A 16,483-nucleotide genomic window follows, 5' to 3' on the forward strand; every position below is an offset into this window, starting at 1 on the left:
AGGTGTACTGAGCTGTGAATATAGGTTCTAAGAATAAGAGAGGAAAAGAAGATGAGTGTAGAACGTTTTATTGATTATTTTATTCCAGAACATTATGATCTCTTTTTAGATATTTGTCGGAGCGACAAGACTTTCACTGGTAAGGTCAACATTCAGGGGGAGGCTCGTCAGCAACGCCTGTCCTTCCATCAGAAGAATTTAACCATTTCTTCTGTGCGCGTTGGAGAGCAGGCTGTAGCCTTCGAATTGGATGCGGAAAAAGAGGCTGTTTATTTTGATAGTCCAGTCGTGGGGCAGGTTCTTGTTCAGATGGAGTTTTCTGGAACCATTACCGACAACATGACAGGGATTTACCCGTCTTATTACAAGATAGATGGTCAGACCAAAGAAATTATTTCAACCCAGTTTGAGAGTCATTTTGCGCGTGAAGCATTCCCGTGTATTGATGAGCCTGAGGCTAAGGCGACCTTTGATTTTTCGGTAACATTTGACCAAGAAGAGGGCGAAATTGCCTTGTCCAATATGCCTGAAAAGAATGTGGCAGAGCGCCAAGAAACAGGAGTTTGGACCTTTAAAACAACTCCTCGCATGTCCTCTTATTTGTTGGCCTTTGCATTGGGCGACCTGCATGGTAAGACAGTCAAAACTAGCAAGGGAACAGTGATTGGTTCCTATGCGACCAAGGCTCATCAGTTGAGCGAATTGGATTTTTCATTGGACATTGCCAAACGCGTTATTGAATTTTACGAAGATTATTTTGGTGTGGCTTATCCTATTCCTCAATGTTTGCACGTTGCCTTGCCTGACTTTTCAGCAGGTGCAATGGAAAACTGGGGCTTGATTACCTACCGTGAAGTTTACTTGTTGGTGGATGAAAATTCGACCGTCACTGCTCGTCAGCAGGTTGCGCTGGTCATTGCCCATGAAGTAGCCCATCAATGGTTTGGTAACTTAGTGACCATGAAGTGGTGGGATGACTTGTGGTTGAATGAATCTTTTGCCAATATGATGGAATACGTGGTGATTGATGCTATTGAACCGACTTGGAATATCTTTGAAGATTTCCAAACAACTGGTGTGCAGGCGGCTCTGAAACGCGACGCGACAGATGGTGTGCAGTCCGTCCATGTAGAGGTTCATCATCCAGACGAAGTCAATACGCTCTTTGATGCGGCAATTGTTTATGCCAAAGGAAGCCGTTTGATGCACATGTTGCGCCAGTGGCTCGGTGATGATGCCTTCCGCGCAGGTTTGAAAATATATTTTGAGCGCCACCAATATGGAAATACTCAGGGTAGTGACCTCTGGAATGCTCTTTCTGAAGCATCCGGTCGCGATGTGGCAGCCTTTATGGACTCGTGGTTGGAGCAACCAGGTTACCCTGTTGTGAAAGTGGCTGTCGAAGGGGATGAATTGGTGATTTCGCAGCAACAATTCTTCATCGGAGAGCACCAAGATAAGGGACGCTTGTGGCAAATTCCGCTCAATGCGACATGGGATGAAGTGCCAGATACCTTGGTTGAACCAGAAATTCGCATTGCTAACGCCGGTCAACTGATTAGCAAGCAGTCGCAACCCTTGCGCTTGAATACGGGCAATACAGCCCATTATCTGGTGGATTACCAAGGCGATTTGTTTGACAACTTATTGCATTCTTGGGAACAGCTGGATAAGATTTCTAAATTGCAGATTTTGCATGAGCGTCGTCTCTTGGCAGAGGCAGGTGTGATTTCCAATGCGGCCTTGGTGGACTTGATGGCACCGTTGACCAATGAAACAGACTATGCTGTTTTGGATGCCATCTTGTATTTGGTGGCAGGAATTCGTCGTTTTGTCGATGAGGGAACTGTGGCCGAGGACCAATTTAAGAAACTGGTGCAGAAGCTCTTCATAAAACAATATGACCGCCTTGGTTTTGAGAAGAAGGATGGCGAAACGGATGAGGATGAGCTGATTCGTGAGTACGCTCTTTCACAAATGATTGCCACCGACCATGCGGATGCTATTGAGCAAGCACAGGCTATTTACCAAGACTATAAAGACCGGATTGCAGAAATGCCAGCAGGCATTCGTCCTTATGTCTTAGCTAACCAAGTCAAACGGTTTGAGACGGATGGTTTAGTGGAAGAATTGCTCAACCTTTATGCTGATAGTACTGATCCTGTTTTGAAGCAGCATTTGCTAGCTGCCATTGTTGAAACCAAACAGGACGCTAGTCTGGACTTGATTTTGTCTGTCTTGAAGAATAAGGATGTCGTAAAACCGCAGGATTTGGCAGCTTGGTATGCTAACTTGTTGCGGAAAGAATTTGCACAGGAAAAAGTCTGGACTTGGGCACGCAACGAGTGGAACTGGATTAAGCAAGCGTTGGGTGGAGATATGAGTTTTGACCGCTTTGTGCTCATTCCGGCAGCAATCTTTAAAACAGACATCCGTCTAGCGGAGTACAAGACTTTCTTTGAGCTACAATTGGATGATATGGCGCTCAGTCGCAATATCCAGATGGGGATTCGTGACATCGAGGCCAGAGTACAACTGATTGCTAAGGATAAGGATGCTGTTATTGAGGCTATTCAAACTCAAACAGAGTCCATGTAGAAAAATGAAGAAGTGTCTCGTGACTGAGATACTTCTTTTTTCAAAAACAATCGTCATTTGCAGATTTTCGAAATCACTTGTCTCCATTGGCTAGTATTTTCTGTTATACTGGTGTTAGAAAGTACTGCCTAAGATGACATGTGTGATGGAAGAAGGCGGTTTAGGTGATGATATGAAAAAGTTGTTTACAGCTCTTGTGGCAGTGGTAGGGATTGGTTTCTTGTTGTTCTATGGTTTTAAGCTCTTTAATGGGACGGATTACCAAGAAGAGGACGGTACCAATACCAACGCGGCGAGCAAGGAGCAGGATGAATTTTTTGCGGAATTGGAAGAATATTATCCAGATTTATTTCAAGTTATTGCCAAAGACCGCGAGACCTACGTGGTTCCTGGTCTTGTTCAGACAGAAAGTGTGCAAGCCAAAGGTGAGGACAAGGGAGATGCTGACCAAACGGAAGATATGACACCGCAGGGGCTGAGCTTTGCAGAGAATTTTGTCATTATCTCGGCATATAGTGCCAGTTATTCTCACAATTCCGTCCTCTGGATCTTGGACCGTGAGTCAGGTGATTATCTCAAGACAATTGTTCTGCCAACGACTAGCCATGTTGGCGGAATTGCTTACGATACACAGCACGAGCGTTTGTGGATTACAACAACGGATAAAGACAGCAGTTCTCAGATTTCAGCTTTGGACTTAGAAACCTTGAAGAAAGAGGATTTTAGCAAATCTCAAAAAGAAGTGACGTTTGACCAACAATATGATCTGGACAATATTGAAAAATCATCCTACATGTCTTATTATGACAATCATCTGCTGGTTGGTTATTTTGATAAGGATGAGAAGGGTCATTTGGGAATTTTTGATTTGGATGATCAAGGTCTGCTCTTCCGGAAAAAAGAAGGCAACGATGATTATCAGCCCAAGCGCGTGATAGACACTTTGGAAAAAATTCAAGGTGTGGCTGTTGGGGACAAGGAGATTATTTTTTCGCAGTCCTATGGCAAGGATGATTCTAAACTTCTCTTCTTTGCTTTTGATAATCTGGATAATCTTGGTCATCTGGATCAAGAAAAGGATATTGAAAAAGAATTGACTACGCCACCTTATATGCAGCAAATTGTTGCGGAGGAGGATGGACTTTATCTCTTATTTGAATCCTCTGCCTTTAAATACCGGCTCAATCCGACGGTCACATCGGTAGACCGTGTACTAAAAATCACCGTTGATTGATAGAAAGAAGTGAAAGATTTAGTTATCAAGAAAGGATAGTGGATGAAAGCAATAAAAACATTTTTTAGGATAAAAATCTATCTCTGGGTCATGATTGGCCTGCTCTTAGTCTTGCTTGGCATGTGGGCAGTTGGCTATAGTAGAGGAGCTGGAAATCAATCTTCTGAGCGCACCATTAGCTCGACCATACAGTCTGTTGAGAAGGTCAATGAGCTTGTTTTTCTGACAACAGGGATTGAGACGGTCATTACAGAAAAGAACCGTACAGAAATTTTCGGCAAAGAAGTGCCTTTTACAGAAAAATCAGCGCTGATTATTCTGCGTTACAAGGTAAAATTTGGTATTACGGATCCCATTTCGATTGAACAAAAAGGTGACAATCGCTATCAAGTTCGCATTCCCAAGTTTCGTGTGGTCGGCTTTGCATTGAGCGAAAATCCCTATACTTTATATGATAAAAGTGGTGAAATATTGAGTTTGCTAACAGAAGAAGTAGACACTGGATCAGTTCTAACGGAACAATTCAAATCCAAGGAACAAGAAAAGGTCTTGCAGACCTATAATGAGGATATTCAGAGTTCAGCAATGAGTTACTACATCAATTTATTTAGGGCGATTTCGCCAGACATAAAGCTAGAATTTGTTTTTGCGGACTAATTTCTTAGATTGCCGAAATTTTCTGAATTTTTATTGAAATTCATCACCAAAAGTAGTAGAATAGTAAAAAATAAATTGGAGAAAACTTATGACAGTAACTATTGACTGGGAGAATTTAGGATTTTCCTATATGAAATTACCTTATCGTTTTATTGCTTATTACAAAGATGGTCATTGGAATAATGGTGAATTGACAGAGGATGCAGAATTACATATTTCCGAAAGTTCACCTGCTCTACACTATGGTCAACAAGCATTTGAAGGTCTTAAAGCCTATCGAACTAAGGAAGGGAAGTTGCAACTTTTCCGTCCAGATCAAAATGCTGAGCGTTTGCAACGAACCGCTGACCGACTTCTTATGCCTCAAGTTCCAACAGAATTATTTATTGAAGCTTGTAAGCAAGTGGTGAAAGCGAATGCTGATTATGTCCCACCATATGGAACTGGTGGAACGTTATATCTACGACCGCTTTTGATTGGTGTTGGTGACATTATTGGGGTTAAGCCAGCTGACGAATATATCTTTACTGTCTTTGCTATGCCGGTAGGAAACTACTTCAAAGGTGGTTTAGCACCAACTAATTTCCTTATTCAAGATGAATATGACCGTGCTGCCCCGAATGGTACAGGAGCGGCAAAAGTAGGCGGGAACTATGCGGCTTCATTACTGCCAGGGAAGTATGCAAAAAATCAAGGATTTTCAGATGTTATCTACCTGGACCCAGCTACTCACACGAAAATTGAAGAAGTTGGGTCAGCTAACTTCTTTGGTATCACAGCTGAAAATGAATTTGTTACGCCAGTTTCACCATCTATCCTACCTTCAATTACCAAGTATTCTCTTCTTTACTTAGCAGAAAAACGATTGGGATTAAAAGCAATTGAACGTGAAGTTTTTGTGGATGAACTAGATAATTTTGTAGAAGCAGGGGCTTGTGGAACAGCTGCAGTGATTTCACCAATCGGTGGTATTCAAATAGGTGATAAACTACATGTTTTCCATAGTGAAACAGAAGTAGGTCCTGTAACGCGCAAATTGTATGATGAATTAACAGGTATCCAATTTGGTGATATTGAAGCACCAGAAGGCTGGATTGTAGAGATTGAATAATTTGGGAAGGCTTGCACTTGCAAGCTTTTCTCATTTTTTGTAGAATAGAAACAGTGAGGTTTTAAAAATGAGTAAAAAAGATAAAAAAATTGAAATCCAGATTGAAGATGCAACTGTTGTTGTGAATAATGAAAAATATGATGGTTACCGTCTCGTCATTGGAAAAAAAGTTATTGGTGAGATCGCAGAATTAGCTGAAAATAATTTTACAATCGTAAAAAATGGAAATACCGAAGGCTTTTATAAAACATTGGAAAAAGCAGTCGGAAATATTATTGAAAATTATAATTTAAGCAACTAAAAGTATTGTAATTGGTACTATTTTATGGTAGAATAGTGTCTGTTAGTGCACGGAGAGATAGCGAAGAGGCTAAACGCGGCGGACTGTAAATCCGCTCCTTCGGGTTCGGGGGTTCGAATCCCTCTCTCTCCATATCTAAGATACTAAGGGCGTCAAACGCACAGTAAAAATAGGAAGTTGACAGCAAATCCTGATTTGCTAGGCAACTTATCTTTTTTACACAGCGTTTAGCCCGAGTTCATTTCAGAACGTTATCTTAGTGGTGTATTTTGGGGTATCGCCAAGCGGTAAGGCAAGGGACTTTGACTCCCTCATGCGTTGGTTCGAATCCAGCTACCCCAGTCAAGGTATTAGGCAAGTCCTAATTCGTCAAAGATGTCCAATTGTTGTCCTTGCGTGTGCCTTAATAAAATATATTTTATGTTGGGTGTAGAAACCCGATTGTCGGAGGTTTTTTTATAATGAACGAATTTGAAGATTTGTTGAACAGTGTAAGCGAAGTTACACCTGGTGATGTAGTAACTGCTGAAGTTTTGACAGTTGATGCTGGTCAAGCTAATGTAGCTATTGCTGGTACTGGTGTAGAAGGCGTATTGACTCTTCGTGAGTTGACTAACGACCGTGATGCTGATATCAACGACCTTGTTAAAGTTGGTGAAACACTTGAATTGCTTGTACTTCGCCAAGTTGTTGGTAAAGATACAGACACTGTTACATATCTTGTATCTAAAAAACGTTTGGAAGCTCGTAAAGCATGGGACAAGCTTGTTGGTCGTGAAGGTGAAGTTGTAACAGTCAAAGTTACTCGTGCAGTTAAAGGTGGATTGGCAGTTGAATTTGAAGGCTTGCGTGGTTTCATCCCTGCTTCAATGATTGATAGCCGTTTCACTCGTAACACTGATCGTTTTGTAGGTCAAGAATTTGACGCTAAAATCAAAGAAGTTGATCCAGCAGAGAATCGTTTCATCTTGTCACGTCGTGATGTAGTTGAAGAAGCAGCTGCTTCAGCACGTGCTGAAGTATTCGGTAAATTGGCTGTTGGTGATGTTGTAACTGGTAAAGTTGCTCGCATTACAAGCTTTGGTGCTTTCATCGACTTAGGTGGTGTTGATGGTTTGGTTCACTTGACTGAGTTGTCACATGAGCGTAACGTATCTCCTAAATCAGCTGTAACTGTTGGTGAAGAAGTAGAAGTTAAAGTTCTTGCTATCGACGAAGTTGAAGGCCGCGTATCATTGTCATTGAAAGCTACACAGCCTGGCCCATGGGATGGCGTTGAACAAAAATTGGCAGCTGGCGATGTAATCGAAGGTAAAGTAAAACGTTTGACTGATTTTGGAGCATTCGTTGAAGTATTACCTGGTATCGACGGTTTGGTTCACATCTCACAAATTTCACACAAACGTGTTGAAAATCCTAAAGATGCTTTGACAGTAGGTCAAGACGTAACTGTTAAAGTTCTTGAAGTGAACGCAGCAGATGAACGTGTGTCACTTTCTATCAAGGCTTTGGAAGAACGTCCAGCAGCAGCTGAAGGCGAAGAAAAAGCTGAAAAACGTGCTCCACGTCCACGTCGCCAAAAACGTGAAGAAAAACGTGATTACGAATTACCAGAAACTCAATCAGGTTTCTCAATGGCTGACCTTTTCGGTGACATTGAATTGTAATTCACTTAAAAACTTGCCTCGGCAAGTTTTTCCTTTCCACCCTTAGTGTAATGGATATCACGTAAGATTCCGGTTCTTGAGATGGGGGTTCGATTCCCTCAGGGTGGACTAAATATACTTAAAAACCCTTGATTTACAAGGGTTTTTAGCGTATCAACTGTCCAAAATTATTGGGGGAGTTTATTTTTTACTGGAGGTATCTATGTTACATTTTGAAAATGATTATAATAAAGGGGTTCACCCTGCACTTCTAGAAGCTATCATTGAAACAAACAATGAAGGGTTGTCTGGATATGGGACTGATCATTATACTGTACGTGCTGTAGAGAAAATACGTGAAGCTACAGATTGTCCGCATGCACAAGTTACTTTTCTTGTTGGGGGGACACAAACGAACCAATTGGTCATAAATTCAATGCTTGCATCATATGAAGGAGTAATCGCTGCAGACACAGGGCATGTGACAACTCATGAGGCAGGTGCTATTGAATTTTCTGGACATAAAGTTTTGGCCTTACCGCATTCACAAGGTAAGTTAGTAGCATCAGACGTTGAACAATACATAACTGACTTTTATGCTGATGCCAATCACGAACATATGGTATTTCCTGGTATGGTCTATATCTCACATCCTACAGAATATGGAACCTTGTATACAAAACAAGAATTGAGTGACCTTGCTAGCGTTTGTAGACACTTTCAAATTCCTTTGTATTTAGATGGAGCTCGTTTGGGATATGGTCTAGCTGCAAGGGATACAGATATCGATTTGAAAACAATCGCTGCCTTAACAGATGTCTTCTACATCGGTGGAACTAAATTGGGAGCCTTACTTGGTGAAGCAGTTGTCTTCACAAAAAACAATCAACCAAAACACTTTTCAACAATTGTAAAACAACATGGAGCCTTACTTGCAAAAGGTCGTGTAGTCGGTGTTCAATTCGATCGATTTTTTTCAGAAAATCTATATGTGGAGATTGGACGTCATGCGATTGAAATGGCAGAGCGTTTAAAAAGAATCTTGACTGAAAAAGGATATCAATTTTATCTGCAATCACCTACTAATCAACAGTTTATCATTGTTTCGAATACAGACCTAAAACATTTTGACGAATTAGGAATTGGTTATAGTTTTTGGGAAAAATATGATGAACGTAGTACGGTAATTCGCTTAGCAACAAGCTGGTCAACAACTGAAGAAGATATCACTGAATTAGAAAGATTGTTATAACATTACATTCATATAGACTATAAATTTATAATTAAAACGAATAAAAATACAAAAAACAGTTGACAAATGTATAAATATGATTTAGAATAGCATAAACATACAAAAACAACCGCTGGTATGTTTGATATTATGATTTTTTATACAGGAGTTTATTATGAAAATTAAGTCAATTTATAGGTTTGCGACTGTTTGTTTTGCCTCTGCTATCCTTGTAGCTTGTAACTCAAGCTCAACTTCAAATACTTTGCAAAAAATTGAAGACAAAGGAAAAATTGTTGTTGCTTTAAATCCAGAATTTCCTCCATTTGAATACAAAACAATTGTAGATGGAAAAGATACAATTGTCGGTGCGGATATTGAGCTAGCGAAAGCAATCGGGGAGGAGTTAGGAGTTGAAGTTGAATTCTCTAGCATGAGCTTTTCAAATGTATTAGCGAGTGTACAGAGCGGTAAGTCTGATATTGCCATTTCAGGAATTTCTGCAACCGAAGAGCGTGCAAAAATCTATGATTTTTCTGAGGCCTATTATCAATCGGTAAACAAAATGATCATAAAGAAATCTGATGCAACTCGCTTAACAAGCATCGAGGATTTCGTTGGTACATCAATTGGAACGCAAAAGGGTACCATTCAAGAAAGTGTCGGAAAAGAAGAATTTACTGAGGCCACAATGATTAGTTTAGAAAAAAATGGCGATTTGATTCAACAATTAAAGGCTGGTCAGCTTGATGGTGTCATCTTTGAAGAGCCAATTGCCAAAGCCTACGTGGGGGTCAATAGTGACTTGCAAATAGTTGATATGGATATTGAATCTTCTATTTCGGATTCTTACGCTGTTGCAATGCCAAAGGGTAGTACCGAATTAAAGGAAAAAATTGACAAAGTCATTACTGAGTTAGTTGACTCTGGTAAAATGGATCAATTTGTTGAGGAAGCCTACCAGCAATCCATCAGTAATAATTAATTGTTTTTGAGAATAAATATTCAATTCGATTGGTTGACAACTGAATAAAAATTCGATAGAATATTCACTATCGAATCAAAAAAATGATTTGGAAATGAATGAAAAGGAACTGTTTATTAATGAAATTGAAAAAAATGCTTACCCTAGCTGCAACATTTGTCGCTACCCTATCTCTAGCTGCTTGTTCAGCAAGCTCTAGTTCAGATTCCAGCCAATCCACATTAGAAAAGATTAAAGAAAAAGGTACGTTGGTTGTTGCTACTAGTCCAGACTATGCACCATTTGAGTTTCAAGCCCTTGTTGATGGCAAGAATGAAGTCGTTGGTGCGGATATTATGCTTGCACAAAAGATTGCTGATGAATTGGGAGTAAAACTTGAAGTTTCAGCAATGAGTTTCGATAATGTCTTATCTAGTGTACAAAATGGGAAAGCCGATATTGCTATTGCTGGTCTATCTTACTCAGATGAACGTGCGAAAGTTTTTGACTTCTCAGAAAGCTATTACCAAATTGCTGATGTTTTGCTTGTCAAAAAAGATGATGCAAGTACCTTAACTTCAATTGATGCAATGTCAGGCAAAAACCTGGCTGTCCAAAAAGGTTCTACTCAGGAAACATATGCTAAATCAGAAATAAGTCAGGCTAAAATTGTTTCATTGACATTAATGGGAGAAGCAGTAAATGAACTTAAAGCTGGTAAAGTTGATGCTGTTTTGATGGATTCCCCTGTCGCAGCTGGTTATGTTTCACAAAACTCAGATTTAGCCATCGCTTCAATTGAATTCCCAACTATTGATGAAAATTCAAAAGTTATTGCTCTTCCAAAAGGAAGTGATGACTTAAAAACAAGCATTGACAAGGTTATTAACGAAGTCAAATCAAGTGGTGAATTTGATACCTTCTTAGAAAAAGCAGCCACTTATACAGCTGTTGAATAGAATACAAAAAAACTTGTAAGTCTCTACTTTTAGACTTACAAGTTTTTTTTACTTCATTCTCTCTAAATAGAAACTAGTTAAGCGTGGCATTGTTATCATAACACCATTCTCATTTGGATAAATACTAAATGATTCCATTGGGATGGTACTAGATGAAAAGACTAGCTTATATTCGGATTTTGCAGGCAGATCCAAATGTACGTCGAAGAGTTCTTGATCATTAAAATTATGGATCGTTAGAATTTCTTGGTCATCACTCATACGTGAAAATGCAAAGAGATTACTATCACCATCAATTTTTACCCAATTAAACCCTTTTTCGTAGGCTTGAAAATCATACTTCCAAAAGGCATCGTTTTCTTTATAGAAAGTAGATAAGGTTTTCATCATTTGATAGAAGGATTGGTGAATTGGAAATTGTAGTAAATTCCAATCCATTTCAGTATATTCATGCCATTCACGAATATGTCCCCATTCATTGCCCATAAAGAGTAATTTTTTACCAGGATGGGCAAAATAGAAGCTATAGTAGGCACGCGCCAAATTAAATTGATCTTCGTAATTTCCATCCATCTTCTCTATGATGGAATGTTTCCCATGCACAACTTCATCATGTGAAAGCGGAAGGAGGAAATGCTCGTTTTGGTTGTAATACATTCCGAAAGTTATTTCGTTTGAATGGTATTTGCGATAGACAGATGGGCGACCCATGTATTTTAGCGTATCGTTCATCCAGCCCAAATCCCATTTCATATCGAATCCGATACCGCCATCTTCTAAGGAATGGGTGACTTTTGGAAAGCTAGAAGAATCTTCGGCAATCATTAGAACACCTTTATAGTCCGTATGAACCATTGCATTGACACGCTTGATAAAATCGATGGCAGCATGGTTTATTTTGTCTTCAGTCGTTTCCCCTCGCCAATAAAGGAGATAGGATAGAGCGTCAACGCGTATGCCATCGAAATGGAAATATTCTAGCCAATATTTTAAATTTGAAAGTAAGAAAGACCGTGTCATTCCTTTACCAAGGTCAAAATTGGCAGTTCCCCACTGATGATTTTCTCGATCATGCTCATAAGGGTATTCATACAACCAACTACCATCAAACTGGTATAGACCATGTGCGTCTTTACAAAAATGTAATGGAACCCAGTCTAAGATAACGCCAATCCCAGCTTGATGAAGCTGATCAACTAAATATTTTAATTCGTCTGGCTTACCAAACCGACTAGTGGGACTATAATAACCTGTGACTTGATAGCCCCATGATGCATCTAATGGGTGCTCAGTAATTGGAAGCAACTCTACATGCGTATAGTTGTTTTCTTTGAGATGCTCGATCAAAAGTGGGGTGATATCCTTATAACTATTGAAGGCCTCTATCGGAGCCCCAGCCTCATTTCTATTGACAAATTTTTGCTTCCAAGATCCCAAATGCACTTCATAGATGGAGACAGGTTGTTCTTTGAAGTCATATTCCACTCTCGCATTCATCCAAGCTTGATCTTTGAATTTATAGCGTGAGTTGTAGGTGGTAGAAGCAGTCTCTGGGCGAACTTGACTGAAAAATGCGTATGGATCAGCCTTATACAATTCCCGACCGTCATGGGTAATAATCAAATATTTATAATTCTCAAGTGACTTTAATCCTTCAACATAGAGTTGAAAAACACCATCAATTTCCCACTGCATTTGATGACTTCTTTGCCACGCATTAAAATCACCAATCACAAATACTTCCCTAGCATTAGGAGCATAGACACGAAAATGGGTACCGAGTATCTTGTTTCTCTCTTTTACCATGTGTGCCCCCATCTTTTCGTAAAGGGTGGTATGTTCACCGGAATTCATATAATATAGGTCTAAATCAGTAAATTCTTTCATAGCAATCTCCATTGTGCAAAAGGAGTGGACGGGGGTCTCACTCCAAATCAATCTTTATTTGTATTCTAACCACTTATTTCACGATAGAGCCAGATGTATTTTTCAGCCGAAGCAGTCCAGCTAAAGTCTCGTTTCATCGCTTGGTCAACCATCCTAAACCAATCTTCTGGCCGGTCATAGTAAGTTTGAAGGGCTAAATCGTAGACCTGACGCATATTGTAGGCATCACGTCCTCCAAAACTAAAACCAGTACCTTCTTTTGTTTCCATATTATAAGGTGTGACGGTATCAACTAGCCCACCTGTTTCACGAACCAATGGGAGTGTTCCATAGTGCATAGAAATCAGTTGGCTAATACCGCATGGTTCAAACATAGACGGCATTAAGAAGAGGTCACTTGCTGCGTAAATTTGATGGGCGAGGGGCTCATTGTACCCACGATAGAAGGCGAATTTATCAGGATATGCCTGTTTGAAATGATTAAAGGCATTTTCAATATCAGTTTCACCATTTCCTAATATCACAAATTGAACATGAGCTTGTAGAAGATGACCGAGTACCTCTGTCAAAAGATAGAAGCCTTTCTGCCAGGTTAAACGTGATACAATTCCTACCAGAATGACATTCTCATCTTGTGGCAGTGCAAATTGGGCTTGTAATGCCAATTTGTTTGCTTTTTTCTCAGCTATATTTTCCAAGCTGTAATTCTTTACTAAATAGTGATCTGTTTGGCTATCCCAACTATCATAGTCTATACCATTGACAATACCGACAAGATCATGTTTACGCAGCTCTAAAACGTGTTGCATATTTTCGCCAAATTCTTCTGTCAGAATTTCTCGCGCGTAGGTTTCTGAAACAGTTGTTACCTTATCAGCATACAAAATTCCTAATTTCATGAAACTGATGCATTCATCATGAAAACGTGCAATACCATCCAAGTAGTAGCTGTAGTTCATGCCAAGTGCAGACCACAGTGCTTGCTTATGAAAAATACCTTGGAAGGCTAAATTATGAATGGTAAAGACATGTTTGATGCTACGGAATTCTTCACGGTAGCTGTAGAATGTACGGCATAGGAAAGGAAGTGCAGCAGTATGCCAATCGTGTGTGTGCATGACATCTGGGAAGTAGTTCAAGGCTTCTAAGAGGCGACAAGTGGCATGTTGGAAATAACCAAATCGCATAGCGTCATCATCATAGCCGTACAGTTTGTCACGCTCAAAGAAATCACGATGCTCTATGAAATAAAAGGTTACCCCGTCAATAACTTGACTGTATACATTAGCCATGGATTGAATGTCGCCTGCTCGCACATCAAAGCTTGATACATAGTCAAAGTCAGAATGATTGTGTATTGCAATCTTTTTATAGAGAGGAAGTACTACCCGTACATCCAGACCTTGCTTAACAAGTTCTTTAGGAAGTGAACCGATAACATCAGCTAAGCCACCAGTTTTGATAAATGGGAGACCTTCTGATGCAACAAAAAGAATAGATTTTTTAGTCATATCAACTCCTAAATAATTTGATGGGGTTTCAGATAAGAAGGAGATGACTCGCTTCCTTTAATATCAATCGGATGAATAATTTTTGTTGCTTTATCAATTATCGCATTTTCGATATTTGCGCCAGTTTTTATCGTTACTCCATTGAGAATAATGGAATTCTTGACCACAACACCCTCTTCAATGACAACATCACGGTCAATGACAGAATTTTCGACTTGGCCATTGATATTCGCTCCGTTTGCAACAATACAGCCTTTTACTTCAGCTAATGGACCATACAAGGTAGGAGAGGAGTCGCTGGTTTGTGTATGGATTGGCCAATCGTGTTTGAAGAGTAATTTACGTGTATCTCGTTGTAATAATTCCAACTGGGTTGTAAAATAGGCTTCCACGCTGTTGATACAAGCAACAAAATCTCGATGAGCATATCCCATGATTTTGTATTGGTCCACAACATCTCTTAGAATATCTTTAAGCCAGTATAAAGAAGAAACCTTATTCGCACGTTGAATCAATTCGATAAAGGTCGTACGTTTCATGAAGTAAGCTTCTAATGAAACGGGGCGATTCTTGTATTTGCCATGATTTTCTTCAAAAGCAACCACACGACGGTCTTCACCGAATTTCAAGGTTTGACAGCCGATGAAATTTTCCTTCGCATCTGAAACGTTTTTATAGAGTACAGTGATGTCAGCTTCGTTTGCGATATGTTCCTCCATTACTTTTGAAAAATCTTGACTATAGATAAAGTAGGAAGGAGCGATTAAGACATATTCCTTCGTCGAGCTTTCGATATAATGGATATTTTCAGAAAATGCGTTAACATCATGCTGGTATACTGAGTTTGGATCTATTACACTATTTAGCAAGCGTAATGAACCTCGTTTACTGTTGATGTTGTAATTCTTACCGGTACCAACGTGCTGAATGGTAGAACGCATTCTTGCAGGCATATAGACTTGAAATTCAGTAATGCCTGAGTTAGACATATTTGATAGCACAAAGTCAATTAGACGGTAGCGACCAAGGAAGCTAAATGCTTGAACACCACGGTGATTCATAACATCACCAAAATGTACATTATTTCCTTCAATATTTACAATTCCGAGTGTATTTCTTAGCATAGCAATCCTTTCTTATTTGCTCACATTCTTGTCAATCAAGAGAATTTTATCAAGAGTTCCTGAAAGTTTGACATTATCAGCAATTTTCACATCCTCAGCAACAATGACGTAGTCCAGCTCTACACCTTCACCAATCACTGATCCCGGTAACAGAACAGAGTTTTTAACAACTGCATCCTTATTTACCTGCACATCGTTTGAAATAACGGAATGTTCAACATAACCATCAATAACGGCACCTTTATCAATATAGGCAGATTTAACAGTTGCAGAAGCACTAATAACTTGGGCAGGCGAACCTTTGTCTTCAGAGTAAATTCTCCAAGTTCTATCGGACAAATCTAAATCACCAGAATGGTCAATTAAGTCCATATTTGACTCCCATAGGCTATTCACTGTACCAACATCTTTCCAATAACCTTGGAATGGGTGGGCAATAAGGGTACGGCCATCTGAAAGATATTTTGGAATAATATCGTGACCAAAGTCGTGTGTAGACGTTTCTGATTTATCATCTTCTTGTAGATATTTTTTAAGGGTTTTCCAGGTGAAAATGTAAATCCCCATCGAAGCCAGGTTGCTCTTTGGATTCTCTGGTTTCTCTTCAAATTCTTGGATGCGGTATTCTTCGTCAGTATTCATGATACCAAAACGTGAAGCCTCTTTGAAAGGAACTTCAATGACAGCAATCGTAGCATCTGCTTTTTTCTGAATGTGCGTGTCAAGGAGTTTATCGTAGTTCATCTTGTAGATGTGGTCACCTGATAAAACGAGAACATACTCAGGATCATGGAGATCAATAAAGTCAATGTTTTGAGTTATCGCATCAGCTGTTCCTTTGTAAAGACCGAAACCTTCAATTTTTTCGCTCGGTGGCAGTACAAAGATACCAGATCCTTGTACATCCAGTCCCCAACGCTGTGATTGGGCAACATACGAGTTCAAGAGAACAGGCTCATACTGGGTTAAAACACCAACAATATCAATACCTGAGTTGGCACAGTTACTAAGTGGAAAATCGATGATACGATATTTTCCCCCAAATGCGACTGCTGGTTTAGCGACTTTTTTAGTCAACCCTTCTAGACGGGTTCCCCGTCCACCAGCAAGGATCATAGCTAACATTTTATTTTGAGCCATCTAACCACTCCTTTATATTTGATACATGTATTATAGCACAGAATGGAAAAAAATGAAAGCGTTTCCTAGGCTAAAATTGAAAAATTTTCAATAATTTTACGAAACACTTTCACAAATATA

Annotated in this window: 13 protein-coding genes and 3 tRNA genes; 12 read left to right on the forward strand and 4 right to left on the reverse strand. The window is 39.6% G+C overall.

Annotation, left to right across the window (positions count from 1 at the left end):
• The first annotated feature begins 51 nt into the window (after positions 1–51).
• The 12 genes from K6V48_RS03940 to K6V48_RS03995 all read left to right on the forward strand — a co-directional run bounded on the left by K6V48_RS03940 (position 52) and on the right by K6V48_RS03995 (position 10,701).
• Positions 52–2,598, forward strand: coding sequence for a M1 family metallopeptidase (locus K6V48_RS03940; RefSeq protein ID WP_105127168.1), 2,547 nt, complete (start codon positions 52–54; stop codon positions 2,596–2,598).
• A gap of 133 nt (positions 2,599–2,731) precedes the next feature.
• A complete protein-coding gene (locus tag K6V48_RS03945; protein WP_222368083.1) occupies positions 2,732–3,832 on the forward strand; it encodes a YncE family protein in 1,101 nt (366 codons plus the stop codon).
• Between the two features lie 42 nt (positions 3,833–3,874).
• Positions 3,875–4,489, forward strand: coding sequence for a DUF4230 domain-containing protein (locus K6V48_RS03950; protein WP_105127166.1), 615 nt, complete (start codon positions 3,875–3,877; stop codon positions 4,487–4,489).
• Positions 4,490–4,577: 88 nt separating this feature from the next.
• The gene (locus K6V48_RS03955) at positions 4,578–5,600 is read left to right on the forward strand and encodes a branched-chain amino acid aminotransferase (protein WP_105127165.1); all 1,023 of its coding nucleotides are present in this window, start codon (positions 4,578–4,580) and stop codon (positions 5,598–5,600) included.
• A 67-nt stretch (positions 5,601–5,667) separates the two neighbouring features.
• The gene (locus K6V48_RS03960) at positions 5,668–5,901 is read left to right on the forward strand and encodes a DUF2969 domain-containing protein (RefSeq protein WP_024404645.1); all 234 of its coding nucleotides are present in this window, start codon (positions 5,668–5,670) and stop codon (positions 5,899–5,901) included.
• 51 nt (positions 5,902–5,952) lie between these two features.
• A tRNA-Tyr gene (locus K6V48_RS03965) sits at positions 5,953–6,033 on the forward strand.
• Positions 6,034–6,171: 138 nt separating this feature from the next.
• Positions 6,172–6,243, forward strand: a tRNA-Gln gene (locus K6V48_RS03970).
• A 119-nt stretch (positions 6,244–6,362) separates the two neighbouring features.
• Positions 6,363–7,568 (forward strand): 30S ribosomal protein S1, encoded by a 1,206-nt coding sequence (gene rpsA, locus K6V48_RS03975; protein ID WP_105127164.1) that lies wholly within the window; start codon positions 6,363–6,365, stop codon positions 7,566–7,568.
• Between the two features lie 36 nt (positions 7,569–7,604).
• Positions 7,605–7,676, forward strand: a tRNA-Arg gene (locus tag K6V48_RS03980).
• A 94-nt stretch (positions 7,677–7,770) separates the two neighbouring features.
• The gene (locus tag K6V48_RS03985) at positions 7,771–8,799 is read left to right on the forward strand and encodes a threonine aldolase family protein (RefSeq protein WP_222368085.1); all 1,029 of its coding nucleotides are present in this window, start codon (positions 7,771–7,773) and stop codon (positions 8,797–8,799) included.
• 151 nt (positions 8,800–8,950) lie between these two features.
• Positions 8,951–9,763 (forward strand): transporter substrate-binding domain-containing protein, encoded by an 813-nt coding sequence (locus K6V48_RS03990; RefSeq protein ID WP_404830137.1) that lies wholly within the window; start codon positions 8,951–8,953, stop codon positions 9,761–9,763.
• Positions 9,764–9,888: 125 nt separating this feature from the next.
• Entirely contained in the window at positions 9,889–10,701 is an 813-nt protein-coding gene (locus K6V48_RS03995) for a transporter substrate-binding domain-containing protein (protein ID WP_222368157.1), read from the forward strand.
• Positions 10,702–10,749: 48 nt separating this feature from the next.
• Here the strand turns inward: K6V48_RS03995 and glgB are convergent, their stop codons facing one another.
• The 4 genes from glgB to K6V48_RS04015 all read right to left on the reverse strand — a co-directional run bounded on the left by glgB (position 10,750) and on the right by K6V48_RS04015 (position 16,363).
• Positions 10,750–12,588: a 1,4-alpha-glucan branching protein GlgB gene (glgB, locus tag K6V48_RS04000; protein WP_222368089.1), complete on the reverse strand. Its 1,839-nt coding sequence runs from the start codon at positions 12,586–12,588 to the stop codon at positions 10,750–10,752.
• 65 nt (positions 12,589–12,653) lie between these two features.
• Positions 12,654–14,099, reverse strand: coding sequence for a glycogen synthase GlgA (gene glgA, locus K6V48_RS04005; RefSeq protein ID WP_172039258.1), 1,446 nt, complete (start codon positions 14,097–14,099; stop codon positions 12,654–12,656).
• An 8-nt stretch (positions 14,100–14,107) separates the two neighbouring features.
• Entirely contained in the window at positions 14,108–15,223 is a 1,116-nt protein-coding gene (gene glgD, locus K6V48_RS04010; protein WP_222368091.1) for a glucose-1-phosphate adenylyltransferase subunit GlgD, read from the reverse strand.
• Positions 15,224–15,235: 12 nt separating this feature from the next.
• Positions 15,236–16,363 carry a glucose-1-phosphate adenylyltransferase gene (locus K6V48_RS04015; protein WP_172084458.1) on the reverse strand — a complete coding sequence of 376 codons (1,128 nt, stop codon included), beginning with the start codon at positions 16,361–16,363 and terminating at the stop codon, positions 15,236–15,238.
• Positions 16,364–16,483: the final 120 nt, after the last annotated feature.

The sequence above is a fragment of the Streptococcus suis genome (genome assembly GCF_019794555.1).
Taxonomy (GTDB): domain Bacteria; phylum Bacillota; class Bacilli; order Lactobacillales; family Streptococcaceae; genus Streptococcus; species Streptococcus suis_AB.

Bases quoted from the DNA above. Each gene is read 5' to 3' on its own strand.
- K6V48_RS03940 (WP_105127168.1), top strand. From the start codon at position 52: ATGAGTGTAGAACGTTTTATTGATTATTTTATTCCAGAACATTATGAT.
- K6V48_RS03945 (WP_222368083.1), top strand. From the start codon at position 2,732: ATGACATGTGTGATGGAAGAAGGCGGTTTAGGTGATGATATGAAAAAG.
- K6V48_RS03950 (WP_105127166.1), top strand. From the start codon at position 3,875: ATGAAAGCAATAAAAACATTTTTTAGGATAAAAATCTATCTCTGGGTC.
- K6V48_RS03955 (WP_105127165.1), top strand. From the start codon at position 4,578: ATGACAGTAACTATTGACTGGGAGAATTTAGGATTTTCCTATATGAAA.
- K6V48_RS03960 (WP_024404645.1), top strand. From the start codon at position 5,668: ATGAGTAAAAAAGATAAAAAAATTGAAATCCAGATTGAAGATGCAACT.
- rpsA (WP_105127164.1), top strand. From the start codon at position 6,363: ATGAACGAATTTGAAGATTTGTTGAACAGTGTAAGCGAAGTTACACCT.
- K6V48_RS03985 (WP_222368085.1), top strand. From the start codon at position 7,771: ATGTTACATTTTGAAAATGATTATAATAAAGGGGTTCACCCTGCACTT.
- glgB (WP_222368089.1), bottom strand. From the start codon at position 12,588: ATGAAAGAATTTACTGATTTAGACCTATATTATATGAATTCCGGTGAA.
- glgA (WP_172039258.1), bottom strand. From the start codon at position 14,099: ATGACTAAAAAATCTATTCTTTTTGTTGCATCAGAAGGTCTCCCATTT.
- glgD (WP_222368091.1), bottom strand. From the start codon at position 15,223: ATGCTAAGAAATACACTCGGAATTGTAAATATTGAAGGAAATAATGTA.
- K6V48_RS04015 (WP_172084458.1), bottom strand. From the start codon at position 16,363: ATGGCTCAAAATAAAATGTTAGCTATGATCCTTGCTGGTGGACGGGGA.